The organism is Kribbella jejuensis (assembly GCF_006715085.1).
Classification (GTDB): Bacteria; Actinomycetota; Actinomycetes; order Propionibacteriales; family Kribbellaceae; genus Kribbella; species Kribbella jejuensis.
In genome coordinates, this window is record NZ_VFMM01000001.1 from 1836310 (window position 1) to 1854204 (window position 17895).

General features: G+C 69.5%; 19 protein-coding genes. 6 read left to right on the forward strand and 13 right to left on the reverse strand.

Annotation, left to right across the window (positions count from 1 at the left end; genetic code table 11):
* The first annotated feature begins 97 nt into the window (after positions 1 to 97).
* The gene (locus FB475_RS09015; protein WP_141854320.1) at positions 98 to 880 is read left to right on the forward strand and encodes an alpha/beta fold hydrolase; all 783 of its coding nucleotides are present in this window, start codon (positions 98 to 100) and stop codon (positions 878 to 880) included.
* 90 nt (positions 881 to 970) lie between these two features.
* Here FB475_RS09015 and FB475_RS09020 read toward each other — a convergent pair whose 3' ends face one another.
* The 4 genes from FB475_RS09020 to FB475_RS09035 form a co-directional block, all read right to left on the reverse strand.
* Positions 971 to 1597 (reverse strand): superoxide dismutase, encoded by a 627-nt coding sequence (locus tag FB475_RS09020; protein WP_141854322.1) that lies wholly within the window; start codon positions 1595 to 1597, stop codon positions 971 to 973.
* 212 nt (positions 1598 to 1809) lie between these two features.
* Positions 1810 to 2619: an alpha/beta fold hydrolase gene (locus tag FB475_RS09025; RefSeq protein WP_141854324.1), complete on the reverse strand. Its 810-nt coding sequence runs from the start codon at positions 2617 to 2619 to the stop codon at positions 1810 to 1812.
* A 35-nt stretch (positions 2620 to 2654) separates the two neighbouring features.
* Entirely contained in the window at positions 2655 to 3026 is a 372-nt protein-coding gene (locus tag FB475_RS09030; RefSeq protein WP_141854326.1) for a YciI family protein, read from the reverse strand.
* 87 nt (positions 3027 to 3113) lie between these two features.
* Positions 3114 to 4574, reverse strand: coding sequence for an LCP family protein (locus FB475_RS09035; RefSeq protein ID WP_238332040.1), 1461 nt, complete (start codon positions 4572 to 4574; stop codon positions 3114 to 3116).
* Between the two features lie 177 nt (positions 4575 to 4751).
* Between FB475_RS09035 and FB475_RS09040 the strand changes: the two genes are divergently transcribed.
* Positions 4752 to 5699 (forward strand): NAD-dependent epimerase/dehydratase family protein, encoded by a 948-nt coding sequence (locus FB475_RS09040; RefSeq protein ID WP_141854328.1) that lies wholly within the window; start codon positions 4752 to 4754, stop codon positions 5697 to 5699.
* A 38-nt stretch (positions 5700 to 5737) separates the two neighbouring features.
* Here the strand turns inward: FB475_RS09040 and FB475_RS09045 are convergent, their stop codons facing one another.
* Together FB475_RS09045 and FB475_RS09050 are read right to left on the reverse strand one after the other, a co-directional pair.
* Positions 5738 to 6637 carry a hypothetical protein gene (locus FB475_RS09045; RefSeq protein ID WP_238332041.1) on the reverse strand — a complete coding sequence of 300 codons (900 nt, stop codon included), beginning with the start codon at positions 6635 to 6637 and terminating at the stop codon, positions 5738 to 5740.
* A gap of 40 nt (positions 6638 to 6677) precedes the next feature.
* A complete protein-coding gene (locus FB475_RS09050) occupies positions 6678 to 7568 on the reverse strand; it encodes a GntR family transcriptional regulator (RefSeq protein WP_141854330.1) in 891 nt (296 codons plus the stop codon).
* 118 nt (positions 7569 to 7686) lie between these two features.
* Between FB475_RS09050 and FB475_RS09055 the strand changes: the two genes are divergently transcribed.
* Both FB475_RS09055 and FB475_RS09060 read left to right on the forward strand, forming a co-directional pair.
* Entirely contained in the window at positions 7687 to 8265 is a 579-nt protein-coding gene (locus FB475_RS09055) for an HhH-GPD-type base excision DNA repair protein (protein ID WP_141854332.1), read from the forward strand.
* A gap of 123 nt (positions 8266 to 8388) precedes the next feature.
* Positions 8389 to 8979 carry a TIGR03086 family metal-binding protein gene (locus FB475_RS09060; RefSeq protein ID WP_141854334.1) on the forward strand — a complete coding sequence of 197 codons (591 nt, stop codon included), beginning with the start codon at positions 8389 to 8391 and terminating at the stop codon, positions 8977 to 8979.
* On the opposite strand, the gene FB475_RS09065 is transcribed toward FB475_RS09060, so the two are convergent.
* From FB475_RS09065 to FB475_RS09075, 3 genes are all read right to left on the reverse strand, one after another.
* Entirely contained in the window at positions 8929 to 10161 is a 1233-nt protein-coding gene (locus FB475_RS09065; RefSeq protein ID WP_141854336.1) for an FAD-dependent monooxygenase, read from the reverse strand. The two genes, FB475_RS09060 and FB475_RS09065, sit on opposite strands and share 51 nt — an antisense overlap.
* Before the next feature lie 218 nt (positions 10162 to 10379).
* The gene (locus tag FB475_RS09070; RefSeq protein WP_141854338.1) at positions 10380 to 12386 is read right to left on the reverse strand and encodes an NADPH-dependent 2,4-dienoyl-CoA reductase; all 2007 of its coding nucleotides are present in this window, start codon (positions 12384 to 12386) and stop codon (positions 10380 to 10382) included.
* On the reverse strand, positions 12383 to 12925 hold the full coding sequence (locus FB475_RS09075; RefSeq protein WP_141854340.1) for a PadR family transcriptional regulator: 543 nt from the start codon (positions 12923 to 12925) through the stop codon (positions 12383 to 12385). Before FB475_RS09075 ends, FB475_RS09070 begins: the two co-directional genes overlap by 4 nt.
* Positions 12926 to 13061: 136 nt before the next feature.
* Between FB475_RS09075 and FB475_RS09080 the strand changes: the two genes are divergently transcribed.
* Positions 13062 to 13547 (forward strand): cation:proton antiporter regulatory subunit, encoded by a 486-nt coding sequence (locus FB475_RS09080; protein WP_141854342.1) that lies wholly within the window; start codon positions 13062 to 13064, stop codon positions 13545 to 13547.
* A gap of 2 nt (positions 13548 to 13549) precedes the next feature.
* The gene (locus tag FB475_RS09085) at positions 13550 to 14764 is read left to right on the forward strand and encodes a cation:proton antiporter (RefSeq protein ID WP_141854344.1); all 1215 of its coding nucleotides are present in this window, start codon (positions 13550 to 13552) and stop codon (positions 14762 to 14764) included.
* 79 nt (positions 14765 to 14843) lie between these two features.
* Here FB475_RS09085 and FB475_RS09090 read toward each other — a convergent pair whose 3' ends face one another.
* From FB475_RS09090 to FB475_RS09105, 4 genes are read right to left on the reverse strand one after another with little or no spacing between them, the layout of a single operon-like run.
* Entirely contained in the window at positions 14844 to 15335 is a 492-nt protein-coding gene (locus FB475_RS09090; RefSeq protein ID WP_141854346.1) for a methylated-DNA--[protein]-cysteine S-methyltransferase, read from the reverse strand.
* On the reverse strand, positions 15332 to 15886 hold the full coding sequence (locus FB475_RS09095; RefSeq protein ID WP_141854348.1) for a GNAT family N-acetyltransferase: 555 nt from the start codon (positions 15884 to 15886) through the stop codon (positions 15332 to 15334). Before FB475_RS09095 ends, FB475_RS09090 begins: the two co-directional genes overlap by 4 nt.
* Positions 15879 to 17399: an AlkA N-terminal domain-containing protein gene (locus FB475_RS09100; protein ID WP_141854350.1), complete on the reverse strand. Its 1521-nt coding sequence runs from the start codon at positions 17397 to 17399 to the stop codon at positions 15879 to 15881. The genes FB475_RS09095 and FB475_RS09100 overlap by 8 nt, the downstream gene beginning before the upstream one ends.
* 42 nt (positions 17400 to 17441) lie before the next feature.
* Positions 17442 to 17894 (reverse strand): MarR family winged helix-turn-helix transcriptional regulator, encoded by a 453-nt coding sequence (locus FB475_RS09105; protein ID WP_141854352.1) that lies wholly within the window; start codon positions 17892 to 17894, stop codon positions 17442 to 17444.
* Position 17895 lies beyond the last annotated feature (1 nt).

Below are 17895 nucleotides of genomic sequence, written 5' to 3' on the forward strand. Positions count from 1 at the left end.
TCCGAATCGAAGTGATCTGGGTCACACCCTGTCGATGACTACCCGGCACGGTCGACGCACGGGTGAACACTTCGACAGTTCGACAAGGAGTCAGGAAATGAACACAGTGGTTTCCAAGGACGGTACGACGATCGCGTACGACCGGCGCGGCACCGGCCCAGCCCTCGTACTGGTCGACGGAGCGCTCTGCTCCCGCGCACAAGGCCCGATGCCGGCCCTCGCCGAGGCGCTCGCGGACCGCTTCACCGTCTACAACTACGACCGGCGCGGGCGCGGCGACTCCGGCGACGCCGGTGAGTACGCCGTCGACCGCGAGATCGAGGACCTGGCCGCGGTGATCGAGGCGGCGGGCGGGTCGGCGTACGTCTACGGCTCGTCGTCCGGTGCGGCGCTCGCGCTGCGGGCGACGGCCGCAGGGCTGCCGGTCGAGAAGCTCGTCGCGTTCGAGCCGCCGTACGTCGTCGACGACAGCCGCAAGCAGATCCCGCGCACCTGGGCCGCGGACCTCGAGGCGCTGGAGCCGGCCGCGGCGATCAAGTACTTCTTCACCAAGGGCATCGGGTTGCCGGCCGCGTTCGTCACGATGATGAAGCTGATGCCGGCGTGGAAGCCGATGAAGGCGCTGGCGCACACGCTGCCGTACGACGCTCAGGTGCTCGGCACGAACTGCTTCGGGGATCCGATGGACGCGGCGCAGTGGGCGCCGATCGACCAGCCGGTCCTGGTGGTCAACGGCGGGAAGAGCCCGGCGTGGATGAAGACCTCGACCCGCGCGCTCGCGGCCGCCGTACCGGGTGCGCGGCACACCGAGGTGCCGGGGCAGAACCACGTGATCAAGGCGTCGGCGATCGCTCCGGTGATCGCGGACTTCTGCCAGTGAACCGCCAGGCCATCACAATCGCGCCCGCCCGCCCGCGACGAGCGGGAAACGGGCGGGCGCGAGCGATTGCGACGGCCTGCGCGTCCGGTGTCAGGCGCCGGTGATCAGCGCGGCGGCGCCGGAGCGGGCCGCGTCGAAGCGGGCCTGCGCATCGGCCCAGTTCACGACGTTCCACCAGGCCTTGACGTAGTCGGGCTTGACGTTCTTGTACTGCAGGTAGAACGCGTGCTCCCACATGTCCAGCATCGCGATCGGGATCTGCCCGGCCGGCAGGTTGCCCTGCTGGTCGTACAGCTGGTGGATCAGCAGCTTGCCGCCCAGCGCGTCCCAACCGAGGATCGCCCAGCCGGAGCCCTGGATCGTGGTCGCGCTCGCGGTGAAGTTGGCCTGGAAGGCGTCGAACGAGCCGAAGAACTCGTCGATCGCCGCGCCCAGCTCGCCGTCCGGCTTGTCGCCACCGTCCGGGGACAGGTTCTTCCAGAAGATGGAGTGGTTGACGTGCCCGCCGAGGTTGAAGGCCAGCGTCTTCTCCAGCCCGACGATCGCGCCGAAGTCACCCTTGTCGCGGGCCTCGGCCAGCTTCTCCAGGGTGTCGTTCAGACCCTTCACGTAGGTCGCGTGGTGCTTGTCGTGGTGCAGCTCCATGATCTCGCCGGCGATGCTCGGCGCGAGTGCACCGTAGTCGTAGGGGAGGTCGGGAAGCGTGTACGTGGTCAACTCTGCTCCTTCGTCGGGGCCCCCGCCCGGGGGCCGATATCTCCGATGCCCAAGTCAGCGGCACCAGCTTGAAACTTCAACCACGGTTGAGGTCAAGTAGCCACGCGGGCGACGCGGCACCTGCCCGGTGCCCGATGCGACCGCGGTCGACCCGCGCACCCACCGGACACCCCCAGCTTCACATACTCCACCTCACGATCCACGCGCGAGTCTCACCTCGGACTGTGGAGAACTTCCAACTGAGCCCGCAGCACCTTCACGAACGCGTCCGGTACGTCGGCGAAGCCGGTGTGGCCGCCCGGGTAGCGGGTGGGTTCGACGCCGAGCCGGTCGGCGAGGGCGGTCGACGTACGGTCGCAGAGCTGGCCGGTCGATTCCTGCCCGATGCCGACCACGATGTCGGCCTGGCGGAGCTTGGCCAGGTCCGGGAGCCAGGTGATAGTCTCGCGCATCTCGTGGCCGAACCAGAACCGCTCGGCGGCCACCTGGACCGGATCCCGGTCGCCGCCGAACATCAGCTCGACCACCTCGTCGGGGATCGGGATGTTCGCGCCACGGAAGAACTGTTTCCACGCGCCGACCACGTCGCCGGCCAGGTAGTCGGCCATCTGCCGCTCGGCCATCGCGAGCAGTTCATCGGCGTCCGGCAGCAACCGGCTGAGCGGCGGCTCGTGCGCGATCACGGTCCGCACGACCTCCGGGTGGTACTGCGCGAGCGCCAGCGCGCTGACCGCGCCGCCGCTGGATCCGAGAACGACGGCAGGCCCGGCGTCCACATGCCGGATCAGAGCCGCCAGGTCGTCGGCGCGCTGGTCCGGTCGCGACGTACCGCCTGGGCTCAGCGTGCTGCGCTTCACGCCGCGCGGGTCCAGCGTCAGCACCGTGTAGTCCGGCGCCAGCAGGTCGGCCAGCGGGGCGAACGCGTCCGCGTCCATCGGTGCGCCGACCAGGACCACCAGCGGTCCGTGGCCGCGCACCTCGTAGTACAGCTCTGCGTCGGAGACCTTTAGCAAATTGTTCATGCCCCTCCCACGAACGGGAGGGGCAGGAATGGACGTCAGCTCGCGAACAGGTCCGAGTCGAAGTCCGCCTCGTCGACGACCCGCCGTACCTCGACCTCGTCGCGGAGTGCCTCGGCCAGCCGGGCGGCCCACTCGATCGCCTCGTCGCGGTTGCGGACCTCGACGACGATCACGCCGCCGACCAGCTCCTTGGTCTCCGCGAACGGGCCGTCGGTGACCGTCCGCTTGCCGCCCTCCACCTTCACCCGGGCGCCGAGCGCGCTGCGGTGCACGCCTTCGGCGAACAGCAGTACGCCGGCCTTCGACAGGTCCTCGACCACCTGCCCGACCGCCTCGCCGACCTCCGCCGGCGGCAACTTCCCCGCCTCGCTGCCCGCATCGGCCTTGTTGATGATCATGTAGCGCATCGCTGCTGCTCCCTCGTCGTGTCGATCGATACTTACTCTCACGTCGAGCGGGTCGTCCCGGGATCGACACTCGGGATCAGAAGAGTTCTAGTTCGGTTGGTCGCCCGAGGGGTTGTAGGCGCAGGCGTCGGCGAGGTTCTGCGTGGGGCCCGGCGGCGGGGTCGTCGTGACGGTGGCCGGCTTGCGCCGGGTCGTCGGCTTCGCGACCGGCGTGGTGGCCGGGGCCGGGTTGGTCTCGAGGGCCTTTTGGACGGTTTCGCGGAGCGCCTTGTAGTCGGGGTGCAGGTACTTGAGCCGGAGTTTCTCCGAGTCCAGCGTGATGTTGGAGACCGTCGCCGACTTGACCTTGAGCGCGAGCTCGACTAGCGCGGGCAGCAGCTCCTGCGGAATGTCGGTACGCAGCAGGTGCTGACCGGCCTTCGCGATCGCCTTGTACTTCGTGACCAGCGTCTGCGGATCCGCCGCGTCGACGATCGCCTTGATCACGCACCGCTGCCGGACCTGCCGCTGGTCGTCGTCGGCGCCGTACCGGCCGCGCGCGAACCACAACGCGTGCCGCCCGTCCAGGTGCTGCCGCGGGCCGGGCTCGATCCATTCCTTCGGCGGGATGTGCGAGCTGCTGATGCCGCCCATCGCGACCCGCTCGTTGACGTTCACGGTGATGCCGCCGAGCGCGTCGACGATCTCCGGGAAGCTTTGCAGGTTGACCTGCAGGTAGTAGTCCAGCTTCAGCCCGGTGGCCTCGCCAACCGATTGCTTCAGTACGTCCGCACCCTCGTTGTCCGAAGGCCCGAGGATGCCGGGGTGCGCGTCCGGGATGTTCTGGTACATCGCGGTCAGCATCCACTCCAGCCGGCCGTCCAGGCTCAGGCCCTCCTTGCCGAACCCGTCCGGGTAGAACTTGTGCAGCGGCGAGTCGGCCGGGAACGGCATGAAGGTCAGGTTCCGCGGCATCGAGATCAGTGCGGTGTTCCCGGTCCTGGTGTCGATGCTCGCGACGATCACTGTGTCGGTCCGGACCCCCTCGCGGCTCGGGGCGTCGTCGCCGCCGAGGAGCAGCAGGTTGAGCCGCGGGCGGTCCTCCCACGGGTCCTTGACGTTGACGGTCGTCGGCCGGGTCGCGCTCCTGCTCTCGGCCTGTCCCTGGAACACGTCCTGGACGAGGGTGCGCTGCGCGAGCACACTCTGGACGCCGATCGCCGACGGGGCCGCGATCCCGAAGCACAGCACACCGACGAGCAGCGCGCCGACCACCCGGCCGCCGGTCCCACCCGTTGCCGGACGCAACGAACGGTGCGAGGCAACGATCACCACGATCCACAGGAACCCGAGCAGGCCGATCGCGACCGAGGTGATCAGCAGCCGGCTCGGTACGACGGCTGCGGCGAGGACCTGGTCGCGCCGGGTCAGGCCGACGTACACGCCGAGGCCGACCAGCGCCAGGAACACCGTGAGCACGAACGCACCAAGCTTCCGGCGCCCGCCGACGATCAGTCCGAGTCCTGGGAGCAGTGCGCCCAACAGGGTGAACCCCAGCAACTTCGGCATCGACCGCGGCCGCCTGGCCGTTGCGCGCGCACTACCCATCGGCTCCCCTGTCCACCCCGTTTGTTCCAGTGTGCCTCGCCCCGGCACACCTTCACCTGTTCAGACGTGTTACAGGGTGATTCGGTTGTCGAACAATCCGGTCGCGCGGGGTAGCGGTGGGGGCTAGGTTGGGCGGTTGTGCGGATTCTGATGCTGGGCGGGAACGGGTTTGTCGGGCGTGCGGTCGTTGACGACGCACTGGCGCGCGGCGCGGAGGTCGCGTCGTTCAGTCGCGGGGTGAGCGGTACGCCGCTACCACCAGGCGTCACGCAGCTCGTCGGGGACCGGACTGCGGGCGACTACTCGGCGCTCCGGGACGGCGAGTGGGACGCGGTCGTCGACACCAGCGGGTTCCGGGCGCGGGACGTGGAGCAGGCGATGGACATCCTCGGGGACCGGGTCGGACGGTACGTGTTCGTGTCGAGCCATGCCGTGTACGTGCGCGACCTCCCGGCCGGGACGGACGAGACCGCGCCGCGCCGTCCACCGATGCGCGATGCCGACGTACTGACGAACGACACGTACGGTCCGTGCAAGGTCGCGTGCGAGGATGCGGTCGTCGAACGGTACGGCGAACGCGCGACGCTGATCCGCCCGGGCCGGGTGACGGGCCCCGGCGACTCCTCCGGTACGGCGCTTTACTGGATCCGCCGCGGCGCGCGCGGCGGCCGGATCGCGCTCCCGACCAAGCCCGAGGCTCCGTTGCAACTGATCGACAGCCGCGACGTAGCGCGGCTCATCACCCAGCTGATCACAGACGACCGCTCCGGCGCCTACAACGCCGTCGGCCCCGACAGCACGATCGCCGAACTGATCCACACCGCCGCCGACCTCTCCGGCACCAAGGCCGACATCATCCCGATCCCGTTCGACGCCGTGCCGCCCCGCTTCCCCCTCATCGACCCCGAATCCGAATGGGGCGAGCGCCGCCGGAACCCCACCAGGGCCCGCGAAGCCGGCATGCCGGTCACTCCCCTCCGCACCACAGTCGAAGACGTCCTCCACTGGGACAACGCCCGCGGAAACCCCGACCTGAAGCTCGGCCTGACAACCGAGCAAGAGCAGCAACTCCTCGCCGACCACTAGGCGCGCGGCAAGCCCGACTCCCTCACCCTCCCCCAGTCCTACTCGGGGAGAGCGAGGGTTCGGCCCGCGTCGCGAGCTGCGTTGATGGAGCGGGTGAGGGTGTCCATGAGAGCCGTAGCTTCGTCGGTGAAGCCTTGGACCACGGAGGTGTCGCCGGCTGGTTCGGTGCGGGCGAGGAGTTCTATGTAGCGATCACCGTCTTCGAGGGCGGCTTCGGCCCGGAGGGCGGCGTCGGCGGAGCGGACGCGGTCGGCGTACTGATCCAGCAGGTCGACCTTGCGTTTGATGGCTTCGACCGACAGCGCCAGAGCACGACGCTGCGGACCGAGTACGGCGTCGAGCTCGGCCGACTTCGCACCACCTGCGATGTCCTTCTGCCGTGCCCGCAGTACGGTCTGCTCGCGCAAGACCTGCGCGATGTCCCACAACTGTTCCGGCAGCACCAGCTCGTTCTTCACGTCGTCGAGCAGCCCGCGCTTCGTGACCGTTGCCTCCAGCACCGTTTTCACCGCGCGCTGCGCCCGCCCGAGCAGCAATCCGGCCTCGCTGTCGAAATCCTCCGGTAGCAGGTACTTCCCGTGCTGCCGGCGTACCGCCTTGTGCCCGCGGTCCTCCCCCATCGTCTTCGCGAGGATCCCGCCGGTCGCCACCACCGCGACCCCGGCCAGTACGAGCGCGGACCACGCCGCGACCGCGGTCGGCAACGTCGCCGCCATCACGATCAGCGCGAGGATCCACCCGCCGACACACACCGCGATCCACACCAGCAACGTGCCGAACGTGTTCCCCGGCGCCACCGACCACGACGTCTCGCGCTTCGGCCGCGGCGCGTCGGCCGCCACGAACAACTCCGGCCTGCGCTCGTACAACCGCCGTACGCCTGCAGGCACACCCGGTGCGAACACAGGCTCCATCGCCACCTCCGGAGAAGTCGTCACCACTCAGCGTAGTGGCTGATCACCCGCGACCAGTACGGGTTCACCGTCGCGCCTCCAACCCGTCCAGAAACACCCCCAGCCCGAACTCGAACAACCGGTCCAGGTCGTAGTCGTAGTCGAACCGGTCTGCCAGCAACTCCCGGAACGCACCCAGGTTCCCCGCCGCGATCATCGCCGCCAACTGCTCGCCCTGCTGCGTCGCCCACTCGTCCGCGGTCACGCCGGTGTCCTGCTCGGCCTGCGCCTCGGCCTCCATCACCAACGCGATCCCCCGCACGTACGCGAACAGGCTGATCACGGTCGACAGCCGCGCCTCCTTCGAGAACCCGCGCAACGCCCCGAGCACCGCGTCGGTATGCGGCAACAACCGCGGCACCAACTGCGGCCGGCTCAAACTGATCGCACTCGCGAGCCAGAGATGCCTGCGGTACGCCGCCCAGTGCACGCGCGCGACCAGTGCGACCACGTCCCGCCAGTGCTCCGGGAGCTCCCCCAGCGGGAACTCTCCGATCGCCTCGTTCACCATCTGTACGACGAGCGACTCCTTGCCGCCGACGTAGCGGTACAGCGCCATCGTCGACACCCCGAGCTCACTCGCGATCCGCCGCATCGACAACGCCGCGAGTCCGTCAGCGTCCGCGATCGCGATCCCGATCCGGACGATCTCGTCCCGATCCAGGCCGTCCGGTACGGCGGCAGCGGTACGACGCGAGCGCGGCGGCGGGCCGACCACCGTGCCGATCCCGGGCGAGGCGTGCACGAGCCGCTCCGCCTGCAGCGCCTGCAACGCCTTCGTCGCGGTCGCCATGGCCACGCCGAAGTCGCGCACCAGCGCCCGCGTCGACGGCACCCGGTCCCCCGGCAGCAGTTCTCCTACCTCGATCCGCCGCCGCAGTTCCGCTGCGATGACCTGGTACGGCGCCTCACTCATAGCGCCCAGCCTAGTGCGCATACGACGTACGCGCACTAGGCAGTGAGATCCCGTTGCCGCTAGCAAGCACCCGGCGACCCCGTGCCGGTATCCGTAGCACCGTGTCAAGATGGGCGGCATGCTGCGCGAACTGCAACTGACCGGCAACCCGGACGCCGACAAACTGCTGAACGACGACCCGTTCGCCTTGCTCGTCGGGATGCTGCTCGACCAGCAGTACCCGATGGAGCACGCGTTCTCCGGACCGCTGAAGATCGCGAACCGGATGGACGGTTTCGACCTGCACAAGATCGCGGCGACCGACCTGGAGACGTTCGTCGAGCTCTGCGTCACCCCGCCGGCCATCCACCGCTACGGCGGCTCGATGGCCCGCCGGGTGCACGCGCTCGCGCAGGAGATCATCGAGAAGTACGACGGGGAAACCGCGAACATCTGGCTCTCCGGCCGCCCGAAGCCCGACGGTGCCGAGGTACTGAAGCGGCTGAAGGCGCTGCCGGGGTTCGGCGAGCAGAAGGCGAAGATCTTCCTGGCGCTGCTCGGCAAGCAGCGCGGCGTGGCGCCGAAGGGCTGGCGTGAGGCGGCCGGCAGCTACGGCGACCGCGGTTCCCGGCGCTCGATCGCCGACGTCACCGATGCCACGTCGCTGCAGGAGGTCCGCAACTTCAAGAAGGCCGCGAAAGCCGCCGCCAAGGCCTGATTCACGCGACATCTGCACCCGATCTGTTGCAGGTCCGACGCGGGATGTCCCTTGTACTCCAGCGATTCCCTGCGAACTCCGCCGTACGCACCTATCGTTACAAGGGCAGCGGGAGGGAGCGCTATGGACATCCGGGATCTGGATCGCAGGGCCGGTGCGGTGCTCGGCGAAGTCGTCATGCAGGTGCGGCCTGAACAACTGTGGTTCCCGACACCGTGCCCCGACTGGACCGTACGGGGGCTCATGCGACACCTGGTCAGCCAGAACAACGGCCTGGCGACGGCCGCGACCAACGGCTCCGCGTCCGTGCACGCCTGGAACGCCGGCCGCCTCGCGGACAACCCGGCCGGCGCCTACCGCCGCTCGAACGTGCGGGTCGCGGACGCCTTCGCCGACGGCGGCGCGCTGGATCGGCTGGTGGAGGTGCGCGAGTTCGGCTCGTTCCCGCGCCGGATCGCGCTCACCTTCCACCAGCTCGACTGCATCGTGCACGCCTGGGACCTGGCCCGCGCGATCGACGTCCCGTACAACCCGCCGCCGGACATGGTCGAGATGGCGCTCACGCTGGCCCGCCGGATCCCCGACACCGACGCGAACCGCGGCCCCGGCTACGCCTTCGAACGCAGTGTCAAGGTCTCCGGCACCGCCTCCGACCTCGACCAGCTACTCGGCCTCCTCGGTCGCAACCCGGACTGGGTCTCGCCGCTCGACTGAGTAGTCGGGCAGGTCGATCGCGTCCGGTTTGCCACCGGCCATCTTCTTCAGTGCGCCGGACATCGGTTTCGACGTCATCACCCGGAGCACGAAGTCGCGGTACGCGATCCCGAACGCCGACATCGGCATCGCCATCTTGATCCCGCCCGGCGGCAGCTCCATCCGCTGCGCGACGTACGCCTGCATCCGCCGCTGGTACGCCGGGAACGCCTGCGTGTGATCGCCCGCCGCCGCAGCGAGCTCGCCCGCCAGGACGTACGCCCCGACGATCGACAGCGCGGTACCGTGGCCGGCCATCGGCGAACCGCAGTACCCGGCGTCGCCGACCAGCGCGACCCGGCCCCGCGACCACTCCGGTACGACCACCTTGCTGGTGGTGTCGAGGTAGAAGTCGTCGGCCGCGTCGAGGCCCTTCAGGACCTGCGGAGTGTGCCAGCCGAGCCCCTCGTACCGTTCGCGGACGAGCCGCTTCTGGGCGTCGACGTCGCGCCGGTCGTAGCTGAGGATCGGCGAGCGGAAGCTCAGCAGGGCCTTCGCGTACCGCGGGTCGCGGTCCGGCCGCAGCGCCACCCAGCGACCGCCGGGCGCGGTGTAGATCTTCATCCAGTCGTCGAGGTTCTCCGGCGTCTCGATCGTGAAGTACGACGTGTAGCCGCCGAGGTGCTGCACGAACTCCTCCTCGGGCCCGAACGCGAGCCGCCGGACCCGCGAGTGCACCCCGTCCGCGCCGATCACCAGATCGAACCGCCGCTGCGTCCCACTCGCGAAGCTGACCTCGACGCCGTCGGCGTCCTGCTCCAGCGCCTCGATCGAGTCGCCGTACCGGAACTCGACGTCGCTCGCGGCCGCGGTCAGGAGCTCGGCCAGGTCGCCGCGGAGGATCTCGATCTCGGCGACCGGACCGGCGCCGTCGAGGGCCTCCATGTGCATGGTCGCGGCCGTCCGCCCGTCGGCCCGCACGTACGCGAGCCCGCGCTCGCGCACCTGCCGCTCGGCCACTGCTGGCATCAACCCCATCCGCTCGGTCACCACCCGGGAGACGCCCCGCAGATCCACGGTCTGCCCACCCGGCCGCGGCCCCGGCGCGATCTCGACGATCGTCGGCGCGAACCCGAACCGCCGCAACCAGAACCCCAACGCCGGCCCGGCAATCCCAGCCCCGGAAATCAACACAGTCTTCATCTCTGCCCCTTAGAACTAGTGCGCGTACGCCGTAAACGGTGCACTAGTTCCAAGGTGGAGCGCCAGCGCGCACTAGTGCACCGCGCCGAGGTGCACCAGGCCGGGAGACCGGCGCGGACCTGTGCCACTCACCAAACGCGAACCGAGGCCGTCCGCGGCCCACGTTCGAGCGTGACGGCGTCCGCGGCGGGCCGGTTGGTGAGTGGCTCAGGTCCGCCTCAGAGCGTGAGGGCGAGTCGGGTTGCCTGTTCTATGGCGCGTTTGGCGTCGAGTTCGGTGGCCACGTCGGCCCCACCGATCAGGTGCACTGGGCGGCCGGCGAGTGCGGCGACCAGGTCGCGGAGTGGTTCCTGGCCGGCGCAGATCACCACGTTGTCGACCGCCAGCACCTGCGGCTTCTCGTGTTTCGGGCCGAAGCTGATGTGCAGACCTTCGTCGTCAATACGCTCGTAGTTGACGCCGCGCAACTGCTCGACCTGCTTGTTCTTCAGCACAGCGCGGTGCACCCACCCGGTGGTCTTCCCCAGCCCGGAGCCGATCTTGCCGGCCTTGCGCTGCAACAAGTACACCTTCCGCAGCGACGGCTCCGGCCGCGGTACGGCCAGAGCGCCGGGCAGTTGGGTCGGATCACCGACACCCCATTCCGCCTTCCACGCCGCGAGATCCGGCGACCTCGTGGTCAGGAACTCGCTGACATCCACCCCGATGCCACCGGCTCCGATGACAGCGACCGAGTCCCCGACAACCGCGCCGTCGCGCACCACATCCACGTACGAAAGCACCTTCGGGTGGTCGATCCCGGGGATCGCCGGCACCCGCGGTACGACGCCGGTCGCGAGAACGATCTCGTCGAACCCGCCCAGATCGTCGGCATCGGCCCGCCGGCCGAGGTGCAGCTTCACGCCGGTGAGCTCGATCCGGCGACGGTAGTACCGGATCGTCTCGGCGAACTCCTCCTTGCCCGGGATCCGCTGCGCGATCCCGAACTGCCCACCGATCTCGTCCGCCGCCTCGAACAACTCGACCCGGTGTCCGCGCTCGGCCGCCGTCACCGCGGCAGCCAGCCCGGCCGGACCGGCACCGACGACCGCAACGTTCTTCGTCCGGCGGGTCGGCAGCAACCGCAGCTCGGTCTCGCGGCCCGCCCGCGGGTTGACCATGCAGCTCGCCTTCTTCTTCGCGAACACATGGTCCAGACACGCCTGGTTACAGGCGATGCAGACGTTGATCTCGTCGGCCCGGTCTGTCGTTGCCTTGAGCACCCACTCGGGATCGGCCAGGAACGGACGGGCCATGCTCACCAGATCCGCGTCGCCGCGCGCCAGGACCTCCTCGGCGACCTGCGGCAGGTTGATCCGGTTCGAGGTGACCACCGGGATGTTCACATGCGGCTTGAACGCGGCGGTGATGCTGGTGAAGGCCGCTCGCGGTACGGACGTGACGATGGTCGGCACCCGCGCCTCGTGCCAGCCGATCCCGGTGTTGATGATCGACGCCCCGGCCGCCTCGATCTCCTTGCCCAGCGCAACCACGTCGTCCCAGGTCTGGCCGCCTTCGACCAGGTCGGCCATCGACAACCGGTAGATGATCAGGAAGTCCTGGCCGACCCGTTCCCGGGTACGACGGACGATCTCGACCGCGATCCGGCGCCGGTTCTCCGCGCTGCCACCCCAACGATCGGTCCGCCGGTTCGTCCGCTCGGACAGGAACTGGTTGATGAAATACCCCTCGGAACCCATGATCTCGACGCCGTCGTACCCGGCCTCGCGGGCGAGCGCCGCGCAGTCGACGTACGCCGTGATCTGCCGCCGGACGCCGCGATCCGAGAGCGCGCGAGGTTTGAAGGGGTTGATCGGCGCCTTGATCGCGGAGGCCGAGACGCTGAACGGGTGGTACGCGTACCGCCCGGCGTGCAGGATCTGCAGCGCGATCCGGCCGCCTTCGGAATGCACCGCGCCGGTCAATTGCCGATGCTGATGGGCCTGCCGTGTGGTCGTCAACCTCGATCCGAACGGCGTGAGCCGGCCGGCGCGGTTCGGCGCGTAGCCGCCGGTGACCATCAGGCCGACGCCGCCGCGCGCCCGCTCCGCGAAGTACGCGGTGAGCTTGGGCAGATCGCTCAACCGGTCCTCGAGCCCGGTGTGCATCGACCCCATGATCACCCGGTTGGGCAGCACGATGTGCCCGAGATCAAGTGGTTCCAGGAGATGCGGGTATGCAGTCATCGGCTGTCCTTCCGGAGAGCGTGGATCACCTCGTCGCACCAGGCGACGAAGGACTCCTCGGCGCGGATGCCGCCGCGCAGCACGAGGTACTGGTGCAGGTCGCGGCCGTGCAGCGTGGCCGGCTTCGGGAAGTCGCGCTTCTGGATGCCGCGGTAGATCTCGAGCCGGGTCGCATGTTCGGCCCGATGCCGTTCGACCTCCTTCAGGACGATGTCCGGAGAGCCGATCGAGGCGCCGCGGAGCTTCACGCCCAGGCTGTCCCGCAGTACGGCAGGGTCCTCCGGCTCGGCCAGCCACCGGGTCAGCTCGGCCTTCCCGGCCGCGGCGATCCGGTACACCTTCTTGTCCGGGCGGCCGTCCTGCGCGATCTCGGTGTGCTTCACCCAGCCGGCCTCGTCCATCCGCCGCAGCGTTCGGTAGATCTGCTGGTGGGTGGCCGGCCAGAAGTACCCGATCGAACGGTCGAACCGCCGGGCCAACTCGTACCCGGAACCGGCCCGCTCGGTCAACGAGACCAAGATCGCGTGCTCCAGCGCCATGCCCGGAGCCTACCTATGCAACTCGTTGCACTGCACCTGATTGCATCTCAGGTCACATCATTTGTCCGGACCTGCCTTGCCCGGGCTGAGAGAATTGATTGCAGACGCCTTGTATTTACGACCAATGGAGTACCTCATGGACGCCCAGGCCCACCCGACCAAGACGACGCTGCCCGGCATCGGCGTCCGCTACGACCTGGTCACCGAGTCCGGCAAGCACGTGTCGGTGGTGGTGCACAACGACGGCCGCCGGTTCCTCGGGTTCCACAAACCCGACGACGACGACACGTGCCAGGCGTCGGTTCCCTTAGGCCCGAGCGACGCGGCCGCGCTCGCCCAACTGCTGCTGCCCGAGCAGATCGATCCGGTCCGCGGTGAGATCGAGATCGACCTGGTCACCGAACACATCCCGGTCAGCGCCCGCTCGCCGTACTCCGGCCGCACGCTCGGCGACACCCAGGCCCGCAGCCGTACCGGCGCCTCGATCGTCGCGGTGCTGCGGCGTACCGGCGCGACTCCGTCGCCGACCCCGGACTTCCGGTTCGCCACCGGCGACACGCTGGTTGTCGTCGGCACCCGCGAGGGCGTCGACGCGGTGGCCGACCTGATCGCGGGGGGCTGAGTATGCACGAAAACATCACCGCCCTGCTGATCGAGCTCGGCGCGGTCATCCTTGCCCTGGGCATCCTCGGTCGGATCGCCGGGCGGCTCGGCTTCTCCCCGATTCCCCTTTATCTGTTGGCCGGGCTCGCATTCGGGCACGGCGGTCTGTTGCCACTGGCAGCGAGTGAGGAGTTCGTTGCCACCGGCGCCGAGATCGGCGTCATCCTGCTGCTGTTGCTGCTCGGGCTCGAGTACACCGCCTCGGATCTCGTCGGCACGTTGAAGACGCAGTACGTCTCCGGGGCGGTCGACTTCCTGCTCAACGCGTTGCCGGGTGCGGCCGTTGCATTGCTGCTCGGCTGGGGCCCGGTCGCGGCGGTCGCGCTGGCAGGTGTCACGTGGATCTCGTCGTCAGGCGTGATCGCGAAGGTGGTCGGCGACCTCGGCCGACTCGGTAATCGTGAAACGCCTGTGGTGCTGGGGATTCTGGTCCTCGAGGACCTGTCGATGGCGGTCTACCTGCCGATCCTGACCGCGCTGCTCGCGGGCGTCGGGCTGGCCGGCGGGAGCGTGACGTTACTGATCTCGCTCGGTACGGTCAGTGTGGTGCTGTTCGTCGCGCTGCGATACGGCCGGGTGATCAGCCGGGCCGTGTCGTCGGACAACCCCGAGATGCTGCTGCTCGTCGTCCTCGGGCTGACGCTGCTCGTCGCCGGGATCGCCCAGCAACTTCAGGTGTCGGCGGCGGTCGGGGCGTTCCTGGTCGGGATCGCGTTGTCGGGCGAGGTCGCGCACGGTGCGCGCAACCTGCTCAGCCCGCTGCGGGACCTGTTCGCGGCGGTGTTCTTCGTGTTCTTCGGGTTGAGCACGGACCCGCGGAAGATCCCGCCGGTGCTGGCGATCGCGTTCGCGCTGGCCGTACTGACGACGTTCACGAAGATCGCGACCGGCTGGTTCGCGGCGCGCCGCGCGGGCATCTCGACGGCGGGCCGCTGGCGTGCCGGCGGGACGCTCGTCGCCCGGGGCGAGTTCTCGATCGTGATCGCCGGTTTGGCGGTCGGCGTGGAGCCGAAGCTCGGTCCGTTGGCGACGGCGTACGTGCTCATCCTGGTCATCCTCGGGCCGATCGCTGCCCGCTACACCGAACCGCTCGCCCGCCGCCTCACCCGAGCAGCCACGCCCGCCGCCGCGGCGCCGGCGGCCGAGCGGCTGGAGGAGGACCCCGCCGGCACCTGAGGCGGACCGCCCGCACTCATCAATCCTCGAGCCGGGGCGCGCGACCGCTCGCCAAGGGCGTGAACGCGCCCGCGCCGCGTCAGTTGATGAGTGCCTGGCGTCCGGCTTCGTGATCGAGCAGCGCCCGTTTGCGTTCGATGCCGCCGCCGTAGCCGGTCAGACTGCCGGTCGACCCGAGCAGCCGATGGCACGGCACGATGATGCTGATCGGGTTCTTCCCGTTCGCGAGCCCGACGGCGCGCGCGGACTGCGGTTTCAGTCCGAGCGCGTCGGCGAGCCCGCCGTACGTCGTGGTCTCGCCGTACGGGATGTCCTGCAACGCGGTCCAGACCTGTCGCTGGAACGGCGTACCGACGAGATGGAGTGGTACGTCGAACACCGTCCGCCCGTGGTGGAAGTACTCGTCCAGTTGCTCCGCGACCGCACGCAGAGTCGAGTCGTCGCGGTCGCCGAATCTGGCCTCGTGGGGCCGGTAGCGCTGCTGGTCCATGTACAGCCCGGTCAGCTCGCCCGCGTCGGTGCCCACGAGCGTGAGCGGACCGACCGGGCTGTCGACGACGGCGTACGTCACCGAGTGGACTCCCACTGCGCGCGGTCGATGCGGTAGAGCACGTGCCGCTTGAGCCGGTGCCCGTCGTCGAGCCGCGGGTGGTCGAAGTCGCCGGCTTCGTCGTGCACCATGCCGATCCGCTGCATCACCCGCTGCGACGGCACGTTCGTGGTCGCGGTGAACGAGACGATCTCGTCCAGCCCGGCCGGACCGAACCCGTACGCGAGCGCCGCCCGGGCCGCCTCGGACGCATAACCGTTGCCCCAGGCACCCTTTGCCAGCCGCCAGCCGATCTCGACCGCCGGCATGAAGTGTGCCTCGAAGCTCGGCACCGACAGCCCGGTGAACCCGATGAACTCACCGGTCTCCCGCACCTCGAGCGCCCACAGACCCCAGCCGCGCTCGTCGATCAGCGGCAGGTTCCGGTCGATCAGTGCGTCGCTCTGCTCGCGCGTCTGCGGCGCCGGAAAGTGCTCCATCACCGCCGGGTCAGCGTTCAGCGCGGCAAACGGGTCGCGGTCGGAATCGCGCCACTGGCGCAGTAGGAGACGGTCGGTGGACAGCTCAGTCATGCTCGCTCCGGGGCAGTTGGATCACCTGGTACGTCACGTCGTCGGCGGCCGGGATCTTGTTGATCGGGTGGTCGCCGGTGGCCCACAGGTACTGCACGGCGTACGCACGCCAAGGCCGCCACGCGCGGGCGTGGTCGGTCAGTGGTTTGGGGGCCTCGGGCAAGCCTAGGTCACGGGCGGCGTAGCGGATACCGAGATCACTGGCCACGAAGGCGTCCGGGTCGCCGAGGGCGCGCATCGCGATCGACTCGACCGTCCACGGGCCGATACCGGGCAGGGCGGACAGTTGCTCGCGGGCGCGGTCCCAGTCGGCCCCGGCGCCGAGGTCGATGTCGCCGTTCGCGAGGGTGCCGATCAGCGTGGTGAGTGTCGTCCGGCGGGTCTTCGGGAACTTGAGGGTCTCCGGGTCGAGGTTCGCGAGCGCCTGCATCGTCGGGAACAGGTGCGTGAGGCCGCCACCGGGGTCCTCGATCGGTTCACCGTGCTGCAGGACCAGGCGGTGCGCGTGGGTGCGGGCCGCGGCGGTCGACACCTGCTGGCCGAGGACCGCGCGAACGGCGAACTCCTCGCCGTCGACCGTGTGCGGGACCCGCCGGCCCGCAGCCTTCGCGATCAGCGGTGCGAGCACCGGGTCCTCGCTGAGCAGGTCGTCGACGGCGATCGGATCCGCGTCGAGGTCGAGCATCCGGCGGCAGCGGCTGATCGCGATCGCGAGGTCGCGCTGATCGGTGAGCGAGAGCTGGCAGGCGATGTGGTCGGGCATCGGCTTCAGCGCGACGACGCCGTGACCGTGCGGGAGCCGGAGCGTCCGGCGGTAGTGGCCGTCGCGCCATTCCTCTACGCCGGGTACGCCGGTCGCGATCAGGTGGCCGAAGAGGTTGTCGGGCGCCAACGGCGCGCGGAACGGGAGGCGGAGCGAGATCGTGCCGGGCGCGGCGGACGACGTACCCCTGCGGGCCCGGCGGCGGAGTTCGGTCGGGGCGACGGCGAAGACCTCCTGCACGGTCTCGTTGAACGTCCGTACGCTGGCGAATCCGGCCGCGAACGCGACGTCGGCCATCTGCAGCTCGCTCGTCTCGATCAGCAGCCGGGCGGTCTGTGCACGCTGCGCGCGGGCGAGCGCGAGCGGCCCGGCCCCGAGCTCGGCCAGGAGTTGCCGTTGCACCTGGCGCACGCTGTACCCGAGCCGGGCGGCGAGTCCTGGTACGCCGTCACGGTCGACGACGCCGTCCGCGATCAGCCGCATCGCGCGGGCGACCAGGTCGGCGCGGTCGTTCCACTCCGGCGAACCCGGGCTCGCGTCCGGCCGGCACCGCTTGCAGGCGCGGAACCCGGCCTGCTGGGCGGCGGCCGCGCTCGGGTAGAACCGCATGTTCTCGACCTTCGGCGGCACCACCGGGCAACTCGGCCGGCAGTAGATCTTCGTGGTCAGCACCGCCGTGAAGAACCACCCGTCGAACCGCGCGTCCTTCGACTGGACCGCGCGGACGCACCGCTCCCTGCACTCGTACACGCCCTCCAGCATCCCTGCCGCCACCGACAATCACTAGCGGATTTACGACATGGAGGTACGGCGCTCGATCAACTCTTCCGTCGACGCCTGGTACGCGTCGGCGGCCTGCGCGAAGTAGCGGAAGAGCGTGGCCTGTTCCGATTCGGAGTACTCGGCGATCACCGCGCCGATCCGGCGACGGGCGCCGGCGACGGCCTTGTCGACGTTCTTCGGCGGCTTGCCCAGCTCGACGACGACCTTGCGGCGGTCGTTCGGATCGTACCCGCGGCGGACGTGCCCGCGCTGCTCGAGGCGGTCGATCATCCGGGTGGTCGCGCCGGTGCTCAGGCCGGTCCAGCGCGCGAGTTCGCCGGAGGTCAGCGGTCCGGTCAGGTCGAGCAGGTTGAGCACGAAGTAGTCGGTCGCGTTCAGTCCGGCCGCCTCCGCGCTGGCCAGGCTGTGCAGCACCAGCGCGCTCAGGTACCGCCGGAAGACGGCGCTCGGGTCAGTTGACACG